Genomic DNA, 18,206 nt, shown 5'->3' with positions numbered 1-18,206 from the left:
GACGTGTGATGAAAAAGTTTTTCAAGAAAGTCGGCGCATTCTTGCGTCAGACCTGGGTCTGGACCTTGCTGCTGGTGCTGTTCGTCGCGCTGCTGGTGTGGTTCGTCGGGCCGCTGCTGGCAGTCGATGACTACAAATTCTGGGAAGGTTCGACCTCCCGCCTGCTGACCATCAGTGTGCTGTTCCTGATCTGGGGTCTGACCATGGTCTTCGTCAGCTGGCGCGCTGGCGTACGCAAGAAAGCCATCGAAGACACCGAAGATGGCCAGGACCGTATCCGCCGTGAAGAGTTGATCGACGAAGAGCAGAAAGAGCTTCGCGTACGCTTCAAGGACGCGTTGAAAACCCTGAAGACCTCGAGCCTCTATCGCGGTCGCAGCGAGCGCTGGCGCAGCGATTTGCCGTGGTACTTGCTGATCGGTCCGCAGGGCAGCGGCAAGACCAGCCTGCTGGACTTCTCGGGCCTTGAGTTTCCGATCAACAAACTCGACCGCAAACTGACCCGCGACACCCTCGGCACCCGTCATTGCGACTGGTACTTCGCCGACCACGGTGTGCTGATCGACACCGCTGGCCGTTACTTGGCCCAGGGTGAAGACGGCGTCGATGGCAGCGCCTGGAACACCTTGCTCGACCTGCTGCGCAAGCGTCGCCGCAACCGTCCGTTGAACGGCGTGCTGGTGACCATTCCGGTGGAAACACTGGTGGGCGGCAGCGAGCAAGAGCTCGACACCCTGGCCCGCCAGGTGCGTGCGCGTCTGCAAGACGTGCATCAGAAACTGCACGTTGATGTGCCGATTTATCTGGTCCTCAGCAAGGCCGACAAGCTGCTCGGTTTCGACGAGTTCTTCGATCAGCTGACCCGCGAAGAAAGCGATCAGGTGCTCGGCACCAGCTTCCGCAAAGAGCAGAGCGGCACCGACGTCGCCGTCCTGCGCGCCGAGTTCGAAGAGCTGCTGCGTCGCCTGAACAGCCAAGTGATCATGCGCATGCACCAGGAGCGCGACACCCAGCGCCGTGGTCGCATTCTCGACTTCCCGCATCAACTGGGGCAGATCGGCGAACGCCTGTGCCTGTTCGTCGACATGGCGTTCACCGGCAACCGTTACCAGCGTGTCAGCCAGTTGCGCGGTTTCTACCTGACCAGCGCGCCGCACCTGACTCAAGAGATGGACCAGACCACCGCCGGCATCGGCGCCAATCTGGGTATGAACGCTGGCGTGCTACCGACTTTGCGCAGCGGCCGTTCGCGCTTCATTCACCACTTGCTCAGCCGGGTGATTTTTCCCGAAGCCGACCTGGCCGGTCTGGACAAACGCGAACGCAGCCGCATCCACTGGGGTCAACGTGCCCTGTACGTGGGCGCTTTAGCGGCGCTGGCACTGTTCGGCATGCTGTGGGCGGGCGGATTCTCGGCCAACTACGAGCGTCTGGAAAACCTGCGCAACCTGGCGCAAAACTGGACTCAACAGCGCTCGGCCCTGACCGCGCGCGATGACTCCATGGCGGTGCTCAAGACCCTCGACACCAGCTACGCGGCGACTCAGGTCTTCCCGAAAAAAGGTGACGTGTCGTACCACGAACGTGGTGGTCTGTACCAGGGCGAAGAGGTCAATCCGGTGGTCAAGGAGGCCTACGAGCGGGAGCTTGAAGCGCAACTGCTGCCGAAGGTTGCGACGCTGCTGGAAGGGCAGATCCGCGCCAACATGAAGGACCGCGAACGCCTGCTCAACAGCCTGCGTGCGTACCTGATGTTGAACATGAAAGACCGTCGCGACGGCCCGTGGCTCAAGGATTGGGTCGCCACCGAATGGTCCCAGCGTTACGCCGGCAACACGTCGGTGCAGAACGGTTTGAACACGCACTTCGAGCGTTTGCTCAAGCAGCCGTTTATCTACCCGTTGAACGATCAACTGGTGGCCCAGGCGCGTCAGGTGTTGCGTAGCGAGTCGCTGGCCAACGTGGTTTACCGGATGCTGCGCGAGCAGGCTCGCAACCTGCCGGAATACCGTTTGAGCCAACACATGGGGCCGCAGGCTTCACTGTTTGTCGGCACCGAATACGTGATCCCGGGTTTCTACACCCAACAGGGTTATCAGCAGTACTTCTCGGTTCAGGGCAGTGCGCTGGTCACCGACATCCTGCGTGACAACTGGGTGCTGGGCGAAGGCTCGGGCATCAGCGGCATGGACTTGCGTCGCCTGATGGTCGAACTGGAGCAACTGTACTTCCGCGACTACGCCAACTTCTGGAGTGAAGCGGTCGGCCAGGTTGCCTTGCCACCGATCAACGACGCCGGTGAAGGCGCCGAGCAATTGGCAGGCCTGACGTCCGCTAATTCGCCTGTGCTGCAACTGCTGGTGGAAGTGCGCGAAAACACCCGTTTCCCGGTGATCGCGGACACCGCGGATGAAGCCGCCGAGGCGGCTGAAAAACTGGGCGAGAAGGGCGGCAAGCTCGGCAAACTGGCCGCTGCTGCAGCGGACAAGGCGTCGGACATGGCCAAGAACCTGCCCGACACCGCGAAGAAATCCCTGCAACGGCGCTTCGAACCGCTGCACCGTTTGCTGGATGACAACAACGGCCCGGCCGCTGATTTGACCCCGGCCCTGACGGCGCTCAACGACCTGCAACTGCAACTGGCGAGCCTCGCTCGTGCCAGTGCGCCGGAACAGGCTGCGTTCGAAATGGCCAAGACCCGCATGAGCGGCCAGCGTGATGCGCTGAGCAACTTGCGCAATGCCTCGAACCGTCTGCCGCGTCCGGTCAGCGTGTGGTTCAACGTACTGGCTGAAGACACCTGGCGCCTGGTGCTGAACGATTCCTACCAGTACCTGAACCAGCGTTATCAGAGCGAGCTGTACAGCTTCTATGGCAAGGCGATCAACAAGCGTTACCCGTTCAGCGCCCACAGCACCAGCGACGTTGCGATCAGCGACTTCCGCGAGTTCTTCAAGGCCCAGGGCATCAACGACCGCTTCTTCGAGACCTACATGCGTCCGTTCGTGAGTGGCGATCCAGGCAACTACCGTCTGCGCAGCATCGACGGTCACAGCATGCCGATCTCCAAGGTCTACCTCGACCAGATGGCCGCGGCACAAGTGATTCGCCAGAGCTTCTTCTCGATCAATCCGGCCGAGCCACAAGTGCAGTTCAAACTGGAGCCGTACACCCTCGACCCCGCCGTCAGCCGTTCCGAGTTCAAGTTTGGCGACAAGACCATCGAATACCGCCACGGCCCAATCGTGCCGGTGTCGTTCAAATGGCCAACCGATGCTGAAGATGGTCGCACCAGCCTGGTCCTCGACAAAATGGCCGGCCGCCCGATCGGCATCGAGAAGAACACCGGCCCATGGTCGCTGTTCCGTCTGTTCGACCTGATGCAGACCGAGTACCTGAGCGGTCGCGATGTGCTGGTGCTCAAAGCTGACGTAGGCGGCCTGCGCGCCAACTACTTGCTGTCGAGCCAACGCACACCGAACCCGTTCGACATGGGCGTGCTGCGTACCTTCCGTATGCCGGTGCAGCTCTGATGCTGGTTGCCAGTCCCTGGCGCAGCGCTGCGCGTACCGATCCGGGCAAGGTTCGGGCGCGCAACGAAGATGCTTTCCTGGACTGCCCACAGCAGGGGCTGTGGGTGGTCGCGGATGGCATGGGCGGTCATCAGGGTGGCGACATCGCCAGCCAGTTGATCGTCGCCAGCCTGGCGGAATTGCCGGTGCAGGATGATTTTGACGAACGACTCAAAGGCATACGCCAGTGCCTGCACTGGCTCAACCGCCGCTTGGGTCAGGAGTTGACCGTCACGGCCGGGCGCCACGACAGCATCATGGGCAGCACCGTGGTGGCGCTGCTGGTGGAAGGTAATCGCGCGGCCTGCATCTGGGCCGGCGACAGCCGTTGCTACCTGTGGCGTGGCCAGCGTTTGTATCAGCTGTCCAAGGACCATTCGCTGCAACAGCAACTCATCGACGAGCAACAGATGAGCATCGAGGACGCCCGTGCGCATCCTTCGGCCCATGCCCTGACCCGTGCGGTTGGGGCAGCCGATGTGCTGACGCTGGACGTGCTCGAACTCGAGGTTTACCCCGGCGATACGTTTCTGTTGTGCAGCGACGGTTTGTACCAGGGGCTGAGCACCGATGCCTTGGGCAACGCCCTGAGCCTGACCGCGCCGCACGTTGCGCTGGAGCGTCTGTTCGACGGCGCACTGCGTGGCTCGGCTCGGGACAACCTGACTGCTGTGGTGATCCGAAAATGACCCAACTCATGCCGCCGCTCGACGACCTGCTGGTGACCGACGAGGAGGCCAGTAACCTGACTTACTTTGCGTTCGCCAGATCCCATCAGGCTGAACCTGCGTTGGCGCCGACCAAGGCAAGCGTCGGTGAAATGCCGGAAGTACTCGCAGGCCGTTACCGCATCGAGCGCTTGCTCGGTGCTGGCGGCATGGGTGCGGTTTACCGCGCAAGGGATCTGCTGAGCGAGCAGTTCGGCGATCCCGACCCTTACATCGCGCTGAAAATCCTCAGCGAAGAATTTGCCGAATCGCCGGACGCCAGTGCCTTGCTCTACAGCGAGTTCGCCCTGACCCGACGCCTGCGCCACGACAACGTGCTGCGTTTGCACAGCTTTGAAGTGGACACCGACTGCCAGCGCGCCTTCATCACCATGGAACTCATGCGTGGGCTGACCCTGGACAAATTACTCTGCGAGCGGCCGCTGGGCCTGCCGTGGAAAGAACTGCGCGACATCGCGCTGCCGCTGCTCGACGCGCTGGCCTTCGCCCACGCTCGCGGCGTGCTGCACGGCGACATGAAGCCGAGCAACGTGATGCTCAGCGAAGAAGGCGTGCGCCTGTTCGACTTCGGTCTGGGCCAGGCCGAGGAAGGCATCTTGCCCGGCCTGCCACACCTGAGCCGCAACCGCTTCAACGCCTGGACCCCCGGCTACGCCGCCCCCGAACTGCTAGAAGGCCAACCGCTGTCGGCCAGTGCCGATGTCTACGGCGTGGCCTGCGTGCTCTACGAATTGGCGGGCGGCAAACACCCGTTCCGCCGCTTGCCCTCGACCGAGGCCCGCGACGGCCACCTCGAACGCGAGTTGCACGCACCCAGGAATCTACCGAAACACTGCTGGCCAGCCCTGCGAACGGCGCTGGCATTCAATGCGGCAGATCGAACGATCACTGCCGCCCAACTGCGTGACGCTATGGGCGCCACATCGTCTTGGCTGCAACGCCTGCGACGTCGGGCGTAACGGATGACTACCGAACAGGGATCAAGCAATGTTCAACTCAGCTAATGAAACCCACTTCAGCCTAATGGTTGAAGACTACGTCGGCGACCTGCAAGTGCTGTCGTTCACCGGCACCGAAGGCATCAGCCAGCCGTATCGCTTCGACCTGGAACTGGTCAGTGAAAACCCCGATCTGGACCTGGAAAAGCTCCTGCATAAACAGGCGTTTCTGGCGTTCGATCCGCAGGGAAGCGGCATCCACGGCCAGATCTACCGCGTTGCCCAAGGTGACGCCGGCAAACGCCTGACCCGCTACAAAATCTCCCTGGTGCCGCAACTGCAATACCTGCATCACCGCACTAACCAGCGCATCTATCAGCAGATGTCCGCGCCGAAAATCATCGCGCTGATCCTCGACGAACACGGCATCAAGGCCAACGCCTACAAATTCCAGCTGAGCCAGCCGTGCCCGGACCGCGACTACTGCGTGCAGTACGACGAAACCGACCTGCATTTCGTCCAACGCCTGTGCGAAGAAGAAGGCATTCACTACCACTTCCAGCACAGTTCCAAAGGTCATCTTTTGGTATTCGGCGATGACCAGACAGTGTTTCCAAAACTCGGGCAGCCCACCGCCTACGTACAAGGCAGCGGCATGGTCGCCGACGAGCCGGTGATCAAAGGATTCAAACTGCGCCTGGAAACCCGCCCCGGCCGCGTCACCCGCCGCGACTACGACTTCGAAAAACCACGCCTGCAACTCGAGTCCGCCTACAAACCCGAGGCGCAAAGCGATGCGCCGGACCTCGAAGACTACGACTACCCCGGCCGCTTCATCGACCGCGCACGCGGCAAATTCCTCAGCCAGCGCGCCCTTGAACGCCACCGCGCCGACTACCGCCAGGCCGAAGGCTTTGGTGACCAAACCCGCCTGATCAGCGGCCACTTCCTGGAACTCTCCGACCACCCACGCCAAGAGTGGAACGACCTCTGGCTACTGACCGAAATCTTCCACGAAGGCAAACAGCCGCAAGTCCTCGAAGAGTCGGTCACCAGCGACACCACCGACCACAAGGACGACTTCCACCAGGGCTACCGCAACCGCTTCCTCGCCACCCCGTGGGACGTGTTCTACCGCCCGGCGCTGGAACACCCGAAACCGCGTGTGCTCGGCAGCCAGACCGCCATGGTCACCGGGCCCAAAGGTGAAGAGATTCACTGCGACCAGTACGGCCGCATCAAGGTGCAATTCCACTGGGATCGCGAAGGTTTGGCTGATGACAAAACCAGCTGCTGGATGCGCGTCTCCTCCAGCTGGGCCGGCGACCGCTACGGCGCCATTGCTATCCCGCGCATTGGCATGGAAGTGCTGGTGACCTTCCTTGAAGGGGATCCTGATCGGCCGCTGGTGACCGGTTGCCTGTACCACAAGGAAAACCTCGTTCCCTACGATCTGCCGGCGAACAAAACCCGCAGCGTGTTCAAAACCCTCAGCTCACCGGGCGGCGGCGGGTACAACGAACTGCGGATTGAAGACAAGAAAGGGGCGGAGCAGATCTACATCCATGCCCAGCGGGATTGGGATGAAAACATTGAGCATGATCAGAAGGTTCGCGTGGGTAACGAGCGCCACGACACGGTGGAGAAGAACACTTACACCGAGCTGAAGGCGGAAGAACATCGGACCACGATTGCAGATCGCAAGACAGAAGCACGGATGGACGATCACCTGACGATTGGGCAGAACCAGCATGTGAAGCTGGGGACTGCGCAGCTGACTAGCGTTGGGAAAGAGATTCATCTGAAGGCTGGGGACAAGATTGTCATCGAAGCCGGGATGGAACTCACGGTTAAGGCCGGGGGGAGTTTTATCAAGCTGGATGCGGGTGGGATTACGGTTGTTGGGCCGGTGGTGAAGATTAATGCCGGTGGTTCGGTGGGATCGGGGACCGGGATCGGGATTAAACCGCCGGTGTTGCCGGGGGCTGCGGATAAGGATAAGGCGGGGAGTTTGATGGATCAGGCGTTGGGGAATGCGGTGCCTGAGAAGGTTAAACCTACTGTCGATTACCCTTTCTCGCTATGAACGGACTGACAAGCGTCAATATGAACAAGGAATTTTTTGAATGATCATTAGCCCTCCCTTTATTCCAGCTCCAGTTGCGGGAGAGACCGACGAGGCCTTCCTGGCTCGCGCCATGGTTGGCGGCGTTCCTGGCGATGGTGGGTATCCACTGAGCTTTGACCTCAACTGGCATGGTGGCATGCACCTGACCGCTCCAAAGGACGGTCAGAACGCTTTGCCAGTGCGCGCGATTTCTGACGGAACGTTGGCGTACTTTCGAAATCCGACGCCGGAGAACCCTGATCCGAATCATCCGCTACGCTACCGTGATAAATGGACCGATGATGGGTGTGTTGTTATTCGACATGAAACTGAGATTGGTGAAGGCGCGAAAGCTAAAGTCGCTTTCTATTCCATTTACATGCATCTATCGAAAATTTTGCTGGCAAGTCCTCAAAAAGGTAAGGCCATTTCCCGAAAGGATAAAGTCGGAGAGGCTGGAAGCATCTATGGCGAAAAGGACAGAATTCACTTCGAGGTGGTTGCAGATCAAAGCCAGATTGAGAACCTGGTAGGAAGAAAAGAAAGAGATCTAAAATTCCAGACAAGCCATGGAAGGGTAGATAGCTTTTGGGGTGATGCATATTTTTTTATACCGCCCGAAGTGCTCATTTACGAGAAGCCTCCTCAAAACATCCTGCAAGCGCAGAACAACTCGCCAGTTGTCTACCGCTGTCCAGCTATGCCCTCGGGGCCTGCCCCAATCCAGGAAGCCGGGTCGCCAGCCCCATCTGCCGGGACATCGGATTCAGTACAAGGGTACGAATGGGCAATAGCATCAGAATTGCAAAATGGCCTGTTTGTTCGAATGAACTATGCCAAAGGACAATGTAAGCTCACAACTTTCACCCATTCCGGGTTTGAGTTGGGAATCCAGGTCGAGAAAGCAGATTACGAATATGATTTATACAAAACAGCTTTAGAGACATTTCCGCAGTCCCCTAGCGCAGGGTTCGAGCTATTGCGATTTGGTCGAGTGCTAGGTGAGGATCGTCTTGTACCTGCTGACGCTGCCCACTGGCGTCAGATAAAGTTTCCTGGAAAAGCAGGTGAAGATAGTAAATCGGGTTGGGTAAACCTGAATTCTTTAACAATTAATAAGTTTAGCGATGCTGACTTCCCACATTGGCAGGGCTGGCGACTAATTGATGACGATACGGATTCGGATAGCCACTGCCAATCCGTATTTATCAGAGCGTTCTTGAGTCTGGACGCCAATAAAGTCGTTTCTGATAGCACAGATGCGGTCGGAATCGCAACTTCCCCGGCTTATAACGCACTCTCTCCAGATGAACAGAAAAAACTGTCAGAGCGTTATGTCTCTGAGCGTGGTGTAAGTAAAGCTAAACTTGAAACAGCGGAAACTCAAGAGCGTATAAAACGATTCATATGTAAATTCCCTAGTGAGTGGTGCAAGAGTGATTTTGATACCCGCTATGGCTGGTTGCTTAAAGTTGCTGAGGGCGGTCCTTTGCCCCAAGACAGATATGCGAAGCTAAAAGCCCACCAGCAAGCATTAGGCTTTTGGGAAGAGGCAGCTTTGGAGGGTATTGATCATACGCATTGGCATTTTCCTCCCAGAGAGTTTATTCATAATTTTAGACAATGCGGCTGGCTAAGTGAGCGCGATCTAAAAGGTATATATCCAGAAGCCACGAACGCCAAGATCGCTAAATACGTCGTTCATATCAATAAAACACTTCTAAAGTATCTTGTCGTAGGTGGTCTAAGGCGGTCGCACTTCTTTGGCCAAGCAGGAGTGGAAACAAATCAGCTTGTCTGGATGTCGGAGTTATATAGTGGAGACCCGTATACCTACTTTAGACGTTACGCAAACGCCAAGAATTTCAAGGGGTGGCTTGGTAACATAAAATATGATGATGGGGGTGATTTTAGAGGAAGAGGAATGAAGCAATTAACTGGCAGAGCGAATTACGCCGGGTATTGGGTTTATCGCGGGTGGCTCCGATTAGACTCATTCTTGGAGAATTGGTGGAAAAATTCTTTGTGGTGGGGGATCTCAGGCAACGTCGTAACTGCGAGTCAGTCCAGTACGCTTCCAATACAAAATGCTGCCTCTATTGCGCAATTAGAATCGACAATGCGGCCGCCAGTTATCATTAACCCCGATAGAGTTATGAATGAGCCATTCACTTGTGCAGATACTGCAGGTTGGTTTTGGGCTAAAAATAAACTAATAAAAACTGCTGACTTAAATGATATATCGGACATGACTAGACGTATTCGAGGAGACGGGCCTGGGGTTGGGGTGGGTAATACTCCATGGCCTGCCGCTGCAAACTTTCCGGGTAGGGAAGCATTGACAAATAAATTACTGAAGCATTTTTGAGGTTTGCCCATGAATCGTTTAATCGCTGTATGTGTATTTTTCTATTGTGGTGTGGCTTGGTCTGATGCTGATCGTCAATTGGAGTGTAAAAAGGGGAGTGACGTGCCCGGTGAATTGACACTCTCATTCAAAGAACAGGTATTCACGTTAAAGAACTCGGAGCGAGGGTGTGAATCAGAATACACATATAGAGATGTGTCTGATAAAACTAAGACGTATCTCATTTTTTCGGCGCCTGGTGGCGATGATATGGGCCTTAACGCTCAAAATATGATTTATGCAGTCCCGCCAGGAAGCAGTGAGGCGAAGTACATTGGATCTATTCCTGTAAGTGCAATTGAACTAGAAGATGGTAACTATAAAGACATCCAGCAGGTTGGCGGATCTATATACGAAAGTGTGTACGTAGTGGGTGACGAGAAAATTTCTACTGTTTCTCCAAGTAAGGAGCTAGTTATTTCTGGCGTTCAATGCGTGTACCAGGAGAAAAACGATAAAGCGTGTAAAAAAATGCAGGGTAGCTTCAAAAAACCATTGTGCGTGCTTAATTATGGTGAGCGTAAGGTGATTTCAAAAGCTGCAGACTGCGCTGGTATGAGTGACAGTTTATAACGCGCTGATCGAGAAAGGGCGGATTGGGTGCTATGTGCCAGGCATAAATAAATCCGTCCCTTTTTAGGATTGCAGTGCAGCAGGGCGTAGCAGACCGATTTTTTTCAGAAAAGACGAAAGCACAGGCGCGTTTGAAAGATGAAAGCGGCTACTAATATTTTGGTGTTTTCTGTTGCAGTGCTTTTTGCTAGTATTTCAATGGCTCAAAACAGTCTGGCGCTTTACGTTTCCAATTCAGGAAGTGCAGCTGTAACTGAAGTGCGAGGGAGCACCTCACTATTAGTTCTTGCTGGAGGAAATGATAATGGGCAGGCTACGTCGGGTAGTTGCGTAATCGCAGCCAGCTTAACAGCTGTAGAAGGAGGCTTTAAAGGTAGCCTCTTGCCAACTAGCACCGGCATAAACAGCTATAGTGAAGAACAAGCGCAGGGGAAAAAACTAAACGTTGAGAGTGATTCTGCGGCGATAATTATAACTGATGTGGAAGATGTCGGAATTTGCGCATTAGATAATAGCTTGGTTAATCACTACGGAAAAATTCTTCTCAATGACAAGAAACATAAAATTGTTTATGCGGAAATGATTGATCTCGCTCACGCCAATGCTCTGTCGTTGTTTAAAAAATGAAAAAAAAAGGAGGCGATCATCGGGCTTTCTCCTTATGCGGAGAATTATAAGCCTGCTTGGCTGGCTGACAAAGAATTGGCTGGTGTAGTTGTTTCAGCGATAAATGATTATGCCTATTTTCTACAGGAGAATAATCAAGCGGCGGAATCTATCCCGTTTCTAAAAGATATCGTAATTGCTCAGCAAAATAGAGCGGTCGCTTGGTTAAATTTGGCGGATTCGAACTGGGCGGTTGGCAACAAAAACGATGCCGTAAAACAATATGCTGAATATAAAAAGCTCATGCTGTCGGTAAACAAAAAGTCAAAAATCCCGGCGCGAGTATTTGAGCGCTCTGGAATTTCTTCTAGTCTTTAACGAAAAAGGGAAAAGGGGGCGGATTTGTTTAATTGATCTCGCCATTTTGTGGCGAGTCGTTAAATAAATCTGTCATCTTTATATTAAGTATGAAAAGATTTTTGCTGGTGCTGATAGGTTTGTTTTCCTCTGCGGCCCAAAGCGACGTCACCACCGAGACTTTATGCTTTGAACTCTCCCAATTAAGCCCAGTAAAGTTTGAATTCAGAACGTACTATGAACCAGTCAGCAAGTGGTCAGGTGGTTTCGTAAAGTATGCCAAATCGAACGTCCCCATTTCTATCGTGTTGAAGGATTCCCAAGACGAAATACTCGACCCGCAGGCGCCCTGGCAGCACACCACGATATGGTCTGAAGTCATGGGCGGGAAGGTCACGGGAACTTATGAGTTGGTGACTCAGGGCGCTCAGATAGTCTCGATGTCGTACACGAAGAAATCTAATGGCAAGGCGTACAGCTTCATGATTAATGCCAGCATCGACTCTTCTTTGGAAACCGGATGTAAGTGGGAATAGGGCGAGCACATGCGATTCAAGTATCTAGCCATATCATTGCTCGGCCTGCTGTGGACGGCGCCGGTATTTGCCGATGCAACCACTTTCAGCCCAACCAAAAACGTCGAAGCGACGCTCGTGCTGGAAGGCTCAATGTTAACGGTCGCTGTTAAAAGCGATACCCAAAGTGAATCTCGGACAATCGCTTTTCAAGCTGAAAACGAACTGCATGTGCAAATAGATGATTTCAATTTCGACGGTGTAAAGGATTTTTCGGTCTGGCAGATCGATGACGGAATGGGCACCTACACCATTCACAGGATTTTTGTTTACCAGCCCGAAGCAGGTTTTTTCAAGGAGCTGACTCCAGCTTGTGGTGACGACTTTGCCAATCTGCTCGTAGAGCGTGAGAAGAGAGCTCTGCTCAGCACCTACTGGAAAATGAATGAGCCAACGGTCTGTCTCACCAATTTTTCCGCAGATTAGGTTGCCTAGATTTCATCTGAATAGATCAAGGATAGAAGACAGTGAAACGCTTCGTTTTAAGGGTTATTTGTGCGCTGACATGCCAAGCCGTTCTGCCGGTTTCAATCGCGCTTGCTCAGGATGAGTGCACCGGGATCACCACAAGCCAACAAGTTGATAAGTGCTCTGAGGTGTCGAAAATCGCTGCCGATTCACAGTTGAATACGAGTTATCACCAACTGATGGCTCGACTCGAAACTCAGTATCGAGCCGAACCCGACACGGGTACGGCGTATACGGCGAAGGTCAAAGAAGCACAGCGCGCGTGGATAAAATTGCGTGACGCGAATTGTCCGCTCGAAGCGTTTGAGATTAAACCAGGTACTTCTGCCTACACGACGACCGTGAACAATTGCATCGCAAGAATGAGTCGAGAGCGTTCAGTCTTTCTGGACAATGTAGCGCCCGATATCGTGAGTGGCTCAGCTGTAGGGCATGGGGCAGATGTCTCCTGTCCATCTCAGAACTTTGCTCAGTTTCTGCCATTGTTCTCCGTCAATGCTGAGTCCCAGAAGCGTCTTACTGCGCAGGCAGTGAAAATACTGGTGTTGAAGCAAACAGAAGAGCCGGGCCAGTTTGAACCTTTCATTACTGCGCAAACGAATTCCGGTTTGGCGTTTCCGCTGATGGCAGCGATGGGAGCAGAAAAGGCTGAAGGGGTTGAGATCCGAAAGGTGGACGACAGTCACGTCAACGTTGTGGATAAACGGGCAGGTAACAGCAATATCAAGATCTTTAACTTTGCCCGTCAGGCATGTTGGGTGCTTGTGGGGGTTGAAGACTGGTCGATCAATCAGAAAGATCTTTCTGCTCCAAGTAAGGCGGGCATGAGCCGCGCAGAGAGCATCTGTTTCCAACGCGCGGAAGCGTTCAATGGGCTAGACGGCGTTGCGCAGTCTCCGTTAGCGAAAGAGCTATTTGAAGCCATCTTGGAAAACTATGTATGTGCCGCGGCGTCGGGGGATCCCGAGGCAAGCTTGTCTGCTGCGGAGCTGAGTCTTTCGGGGATGGCGCCTCAATTGGAAACCAACAAATTGGAGACACTTTACAAGGCAGCAGCGACCACGTTGGCGAGAGGTGCTTTCGGATTGTCGAACTTTTATTGCGATGGCAACGATACGGCTGGAAAAGGGCCATGTCAGCATCCGGTTGAGGCAGAAAAAGAGCTTATTCGCGCCGCTTCCATGGGCTCAACGGATGCAATCATCTATCTGGGTTCGACCTTTGAGAAGGGGAATCTAGGTACGACAGATCTGCCTCGGGCTTTGGCTTGTTATCAATTGGCCTCCGACAAAGGAAGTCCATATGCCCCTGATAATGTGAAGCGGTTGACATCGCAAAAAATCGAATCTGCCGAGGTAGGCAAATGTTATTAGCGCGGAGATTTGTTGATAACTGATCTTTCACCGGAGCGGTGAAATCTTTGAAAGAGGGGACGCCAAGTCCCCCTTTTTTACATCGATTGATGCGCCGCTGTCGCCAGCAAGCCGACTCCTACATGTCAGCTGACTCGGCTTTGTTGCTTGGCGAAAATCGCCGCCATTTCCGGTTCATTCAGATGATCCAGCGCTCGTTCAACCAGCAAATGCACCCCGTCGGCCATACGGCTGAGCGCCAGGGCAACGGAACGGCGTGAGCCGTCCACACCGTCGGCGAGGCCGGCGGCGATGGCACTGATGGACAAGAGGTCTTCCGAGGCGTTGGCGAGGAGGGTTTCTGTGTTGATGTCGGGGCAAACGCTGAAGAGGTCGCCATTGCGACGTTTAGGTTTTTTATCCGCGGGTGTGCCGAGGTGAAGATCGAGGGCGCGTTCGGCGGCTTCGTGGAGTTTTTTGGAATCGAAGGATTCGTAGGGGGATGTGTCTTCGTGTTCGGGGGGATTCGGTGTTGGTTTGATCATTAGGTATCTTCCGGAAATTGGAGCTGACACCGTTTCGCTCGCACTTCGAAAGAGGTGGCAACTGTGTATAGGTGTGCAAGACCGGTCCGGAACTCCGGCAGACCCGAAGGTCTCCCACACACAGTCGCCATAACGATTCGCGAGCATAAGAAAATGCTCGGTCAATAGCCATAACGAATGTGTTCCAGACCGGACTTGCACGTCCGTGTCACCGATTTGCGGCGACCACCAGAGACTATCGGTGATACCGAAGACTGCCTAGTTCACGGACAGCCCGGCATGTTGAAGGAAATGTCCGAGAGGTTTGAGGGGATCAAGATCAAAAGATCGCAGCCTTCGGCAGCTCCTACAGGATTGTATTTCTTCAGGTGTAGGGGCGGTGTCGGGAGGTGACGCGGAGCGTCACGGGATGCGCATTCCTTTGCTGCGCGTGGGAACGATCAGGTTGGCGTGACTTGGTAGTCATTGGCGTCAAAAACACCTGCATCTTCTTCTAACGCAACCAGACAGTGGCGTTCTCACTTGAAGCCGCTACACTGCGCCGGCCGTTCATTTTCCTTTTGAGGCTGTGCGCATGAAATTTCGTTTTCTTCTGTGGATGCTGGGTTTGTTGATGGGTAAGGCAAGTCGGACTAATCCTGCGTTTCAGCAGCAGTTGGGTGACAAGGAATTGGTGTTCCAGCTACAGACCCTGGACGGGAAAGTGGCGCGGCATTTCTTTGTGAAGGATCAGCGTATTACCAGCAAGTCTGGCGTGTATGCCGAGCCTGCGTTTGCGATTGCCTTCAAAGATGCGGCGTATGGTTTTGCCACGATGCAGGCGAAGAACAAGCAGTTGGCGTTTATGACGGGGATTCAGGACAAGTCGATTCAGATCAAGGGCAACCCGGCGCTGGTGATGTGGTTCCAGGGGTTGACCAAGTATTTGAAGCCGCGGAAGAAGCCTGCGACCGCTCGTTGATCAAATTGATGTCCGCTGACGTTAAGGCTTAAAGGGTCAGCGCTTTGGCCTGAAAAGACAATAGAACTGTCATTTCTTACAGGTGCTGAGCGTTGGGGTTAACTGCTCCAATGAAGTTCGAATCCGAAACGAATTCATCACTATCGACGGAGCAAGGCCATGACTCAGATTCAATCAGCGGCGCGACCAGGCACTCTTGACCCAAGCTTTGGCGAGAAGGGAGTGCTCAAGCTGTCAATCCCCGGTGCTTCCGGAAAACTTCCAGGTGCTGTCCTGGCGTTACCCGACAATAAGTTACTTGTGGTCATTCAGTCCCAGACGCCCAAGATTTTTGTCTCGGTGGCAAAGCTGAATGCAGATGGGACCCCTGATGATCAGTTTGGCGTTGGAGGGGTTGTTAACGTGATTTTGCCCGATCACGAAATGGAGATCCTGCGTGGCTTCACTCCATTGGCCGACGGCGGATGGCTGATCAGCGGTCAGTATCGGCAAGGCATGGTGGTCTTGCGTCAACGCAAAGATGGCAAACTGGCAGATAACTTCGGTGAGGGCGGCGTACTGCTTTTACCCAACAGACCTGGGAGCGATTCCGAGTGGTCGGATACCAAGGGTATTGAAGCTCATCGGCATGGCGAAAATAGCGCTGAGCAAGCCCCCAAGGCCATGATGAGTGGCGCAGTTGCTTCTTTGGCTGAGGATCCGGATGGAAAAATCATTCTGGCCAAATACCACTGGGATGCTTCGGGTAATTCTGGACAGGCTGTGCTTCGACTAAATGCCGATGGTTCTCCCGACAAGAGTTTTAATGGGACAGGCTTTGCGTACATCGATCTGGGAGGTATCACAACTAACTACATTACCATCGTTGCTGTCGCAGTTCAGGCGAACGGCCGAGTATTGGTGTGCGGCAATTTCCAAAGCGAAACCGATCCGCTGGTTGCCTTTGTGACGCGTTTTGACGCGCAGGGACGAGTCGATCCTGAGTTTAATCGCGGCCGGCCCTTGATTTTGTCTCCTGCCAATATGCTCTGGACTGAGCTTCGTGCAATTAAGGTCAATGAGAGCGATGGCAGAATTGTCGCAGTGGGCCTAGCAATCCGGGAGGATAGGCAAAACACAGGACTGATTGTTGTTCTAAATGCTAGCGACTCTTTCAACCGTGTCTTCAATGAAGGGCAGCCATTGTTCTCCAATATGTTGCCTCAGGGACTCCGTTGGGACAAATGCGCCTTGCAGGCGAATGGAGCATTCATCGTCAGCGGGAGTGGTGGTGACGGCTATGTGAGTAAAGATCTCTGTGCCGTGACTGCGCGATATCTTCCTGATGGTTCGCTGGATGCGGATTTTAACGACGGTGATGGCTATAGCGTTTTCCTGGAAGAGGGCTTGTTTACGGCGACTCAGGACATGACGGTCATGGGCGATGGTCGGATCGTATTGTGTGGCAACTACTGGGTGGATGCTGAACCTTGGCCCGACGTGATTGGCGGTTGGGTTTTGCGCTATCTTGCGTGAGTTATTCAGTTAGACCGAGCTGGATTCATCGCGAGCAGGCTCGCTCCCACAGGGATCACCTAAATCCTGTGGGAGCGAGCCTGCTCCCGAATGCTTTTTACGCCTGGGTGAATTGCGAAGCCAGTTCGCGCAGCAGCACTTCAGCCTCAAGCACTTTGCTGACGACGTCGTTGGCTTTGTCGCGAGTCAGGCCAACACGCTCCAACAACGCATCCGGAATGTCTTCATCCGGACCAGAGCCAATCCCGCGACTACGCAGCAATCGCACAGCCAGGCACACGAGGTTTGGGTACTCGGCGTAATCGCCGTCGTAGCCCGGGTCGTGCTGGAAGCGCAGCGCGGTGGCCAGTTCTTCGGGCATGTCCCAGTAGCGCATCAGCCACGAACCGATCTGTTCACGGCTGATGCCCAGCAAGTGTTGCTCGACGTAGCTGTGGCACAGGTGCGGGTTGACCTCCAGGTGGCGGCAGATCAGCGAGAAGTGCGGCGGGAAGACGTGGGCCAGCAGCAAGTAGCCGAAGTTGTGCAGCAGGCCGGCGAGGTAGGTCAGGCCGGCCTCCGGGCGCTGGGCGCGCGGCATGGCGCGGGTCAGGCCTTCGATGACGGCGGCGGTGTAGATCGATTGCTGCCAGTAGGGCGTGGTGTGTTGCGGATGGTCTTTTGGCAGGCTCAGGGTTTTGCCCAGGGCCAGGCCCAGCGCCAGGTTGATCACCAGGTCGAAGCCCAGCACTCGCACGATGGCGTCTTCCACTGAACGAATCTTGCCCGGTGACGCGTAGTACGGCGACGCCGCCCAGCTCACGACTTGTGCGGCCAGGGCCGGGTCGGTTTCGACGACGCCGGTGATGTCGTCGATGGTGGCGTTGGGGTCGACGCGCAGTTTGATGATTTTCTGCGCGGTCTCGGCCAGCGGCGGAATTTCGATGGTCTCTTCCAGACGCTGCTGGATGCGCCGCGCGGTGAACGCTTGAACGGCCTGGGTGATTTCCTTGCGGTCATCGTGAGGGCGGTCGAGGTTTGGGCGAATGCTGGTCAGCGCTTCGCCGAAGTTGGCGGCGCTGGCCTTGGTCAGCATGGTCTTGAAGTCTTCACTGGTGACTTCCAGCAGCACGCCGGGCTCGCCCGAGTTGATCAGCAACTTCGGCTCGCGCAGCAGGCTCTCTTCATACAGGCACGGTGAACTGGTGAGCGCCGGCATACCGGGCAGCAGGCTCAGGTTGTGTTTACCGAGCATTTTTACCAGCCGTTCAGTCGACACGGCGGTGAGGCGGCGGCCGGTCAATTCGGCGAGGCTATTGAGGTCCAGCAATTGGCTCTGCGGGAACAGCACCATGAGCGTGCCCACGGCGTCATCGAGCAGAACAGCCTGCACTTTGCGTGCGGCGTTCAGGCCGTGATGGTCGAGGACTTCTTCGTACGCAATACCCAGTTTGCCCAGCATCAGCCGAATAACCGACGGAGCGTGCGGGGTGGCAGGTGCGAGGGCAACTTCGGTCATGGTC

General features: G+C 55.1%; 15 protein-coding genes. 13 read left to right on the top strand and 2 right to left on the bottom strand.

Annotated elements, in window-relative coordinates; translation table 11 throughout:
* Positions 1-8 precede the first annotated feature (8 nt).
* From tssM to E3W21_RS16220, 11 genes are all read left to right on the top strand, one after another.
* Positions 9-3,533 carry a type VI secretion system membrane subunit TssM gene (gene tssM / locus E3W21_RS16265; protein ID WP_134420949.1) on the top strand — a complete coding sequence of 1,175 codons (3,525 nt, stop codon included), beginning with the start codon at positions 9-11 and terminating at the stop codon, positions 3,531-3,533.
* Positions 3,533-4,261: a PP2C family serine/threonine-protein phosphatase gene (locus tag E3W21_RS16260; RefSeq protein WP_046045025.1), complete on the top strand. Its 729-nt coding sequence runs from the start codon at positions 3,533-3,535 to the stop codon at positions 4,259-4,261. The genes tssM and E3W21_RS16260 overlap by 1 nt, the downstream gene beginning before the upstream one ends.
* Positions 4,258-5,259, top strand: coding sequence for a serine/threonine-protein kinase (locus E3W21_RS16255; RefSeq protein WP_166793833.1), 1,002 nt, complete (start codon positions 4,258-4,260; stop codon positions 5,257-5,259). Before E3W21_RS16260 ends, E3W21_RS16255 begins: the two co-directional genes overlap by 4 nt.
* 28 nt (positions 5,260-5,287) lie before the next feature.
* Positions 5,288-7,324: a type VI secretion system tip protein TssI/VgrG gene (gene tssI / locus E3W21_RS16250; RefSeq protein ID WP_134420947.1), complete on the top strand. Its 2,037-nt coding sequence runs from the start codon at positions 5,288-5,290 to the stop codon at positions 7,322-7,324.
* Between the two features lie 40 nt (positions 7,325-7,364).
* Positions 7,365-9,713 carry a M23 family metallopeptidase gene (locus E3W21_RS16245; RefSeq protein WP_134420945.1) on the top strand — a complete coding sequence of 783 codons (2,349 nt, stop codon included), beginning with the start codon at positions 7,365-7,367 and terminating at the stop codon, positions 9,711-9,713.
* A gap of 9 nt (positions 9,714-9,722) precedes the next feature.
* Positions 9,723-10,325: a hypothetical protein gene (locus E3W21_RS16240; RefSeq protein WP_134420943.1), complete on the top strand. Its 603-nt coding sequence runs from the start codon at positions 9,723-9,725 to the stop codon at positions 10,323-10,325.
* A gap of 138 nt (positions 10,326-10,463) precedes the next feature.
* A complete protein-coding gene (locus tag E3W21_RS31790; RefSeq protein ID WP_256661569.1) occupies positions 10,464-10,952 on the top strand; it encodes a hypothetical protein in 489 nt (162 codons plus the stop codon).
* Between the two features lie 75 nt (positions 10,953-11,027).
* On the top strand, positions 11,028-11,309 hold the full coding sequence (locus E3W21_RS31785; protein ID WP_256661568.1) for a hypothetical protein: 282 nt from the start codon (positions 11,028-11,030) through the stop codon (positions 11,307-11,309).
* Between the two features lie 32 nt (positions 11,310-11,341).
* Entirely contained in the window at positions 11,342-11,824 is a 483-nt protein-coding gene (locus E3W21_RS16230) for a hypothetical protein (protein WP_256661567.1), read from the top strand.
* Between the two features lie 9 nt (positions 11,825-11,833).
* On the top strand, positions 11,834-12,289 hold the full coding sequence (locus E3W21_RS16225; protein WP_134420941.1) for a hypothetical protein: 456 nt from the start codon (positions 11,834-11,836) through the stop codon (positions 12,287-12,289).
* A gap of 41 nt (positions 12,290-12,330) precedes the next feature.
* Positions 12,331-13,704, top strand: a complete 1,374-nt coding sequence (locus E3W21_RS16220) for a lysozyme inhibitor LprI family protein (RefSeq protein ID WP_134420939.1) — start codon at positions 12,331-12,333, stop codon at positions 13,702-13,704.
* Positions 13,705-13,829: 125 nt separating this feature from the next.
* Here the strand turns inward: E3W21_RS16220 and E3W21_RS16215 are convergent, their stop codons facing one another.
* Entirely contained in the window at positions 13,830-14,228 is a 399-nt protein-coding gene (locus E3W21_RS16215) for a DUF6124 family protein (protein ID WP_134420937.1), read from the bottom strand.
* A 574-nt stretch (positions 14,229-14,802) separates the two neighbouring features.
* Between E3W21_RS16215 and E3W21_RS16210 the strand changes: the two genes are divergently transcribed.
* On the top strand, positions 14,803-15,189 hold the full coding sequence (locus E3W21_RS16210) for a helicase (protein ID WP_134420935.1): 387 nt from the start codon (positions 14,803-14,805) through the stop codon (positions 15,187-15,189).
* A gap of 159 nt (positions 15,190-15,348) precedes the next feature.
* The gene (locus E3W21_RS16205) at positions 15,349-16,704 is read left to right on the top strand and encodes a hypothetical protein (RefSeq protein WP_134420933.1); all 1,356 of its coding nucleotides are present in this window, start codon (positions 15,349-15,351) and stop codon (positions 16,702-16,704) included.
* Between the two features lie 97 nt (positions 16,705-16,801).
* On the opposite strand, the gene E3W21_RS16200 is transcribed toward E3W21_RS16205, so the two are convergent.
* Positions 16,802-18,202, bottom strand: a complete 1,401-nt coding sequence (locus E3W21_RS16200; RefSeq protein ID WP_134420931.1) for an aminoacyl-tRNA deacylase and HDOD domain-containing protein — start codon at positions 18,200-18,202, stop codon at positions 16,802-16,804.
* Between the last annotated feature and the right edge of the window lie 4 nt (positions 18,203-18,206).

This window comes from Pseudomonas sp. F01002 (assembly GCF_004402115.1).
GTDB classification, from domain to species: Bacteria; Pseudomonadota; Gammaproteobacteria; order Pseudomonadales; family Pseudomonadaceae; genus Aquipseudomonas; species Aquipseudomonas frigoris.
Note: the sequence above shows the minus strand (reverse complement) of the source record. Positions and strands in the feature narration are given on the sequence as shown.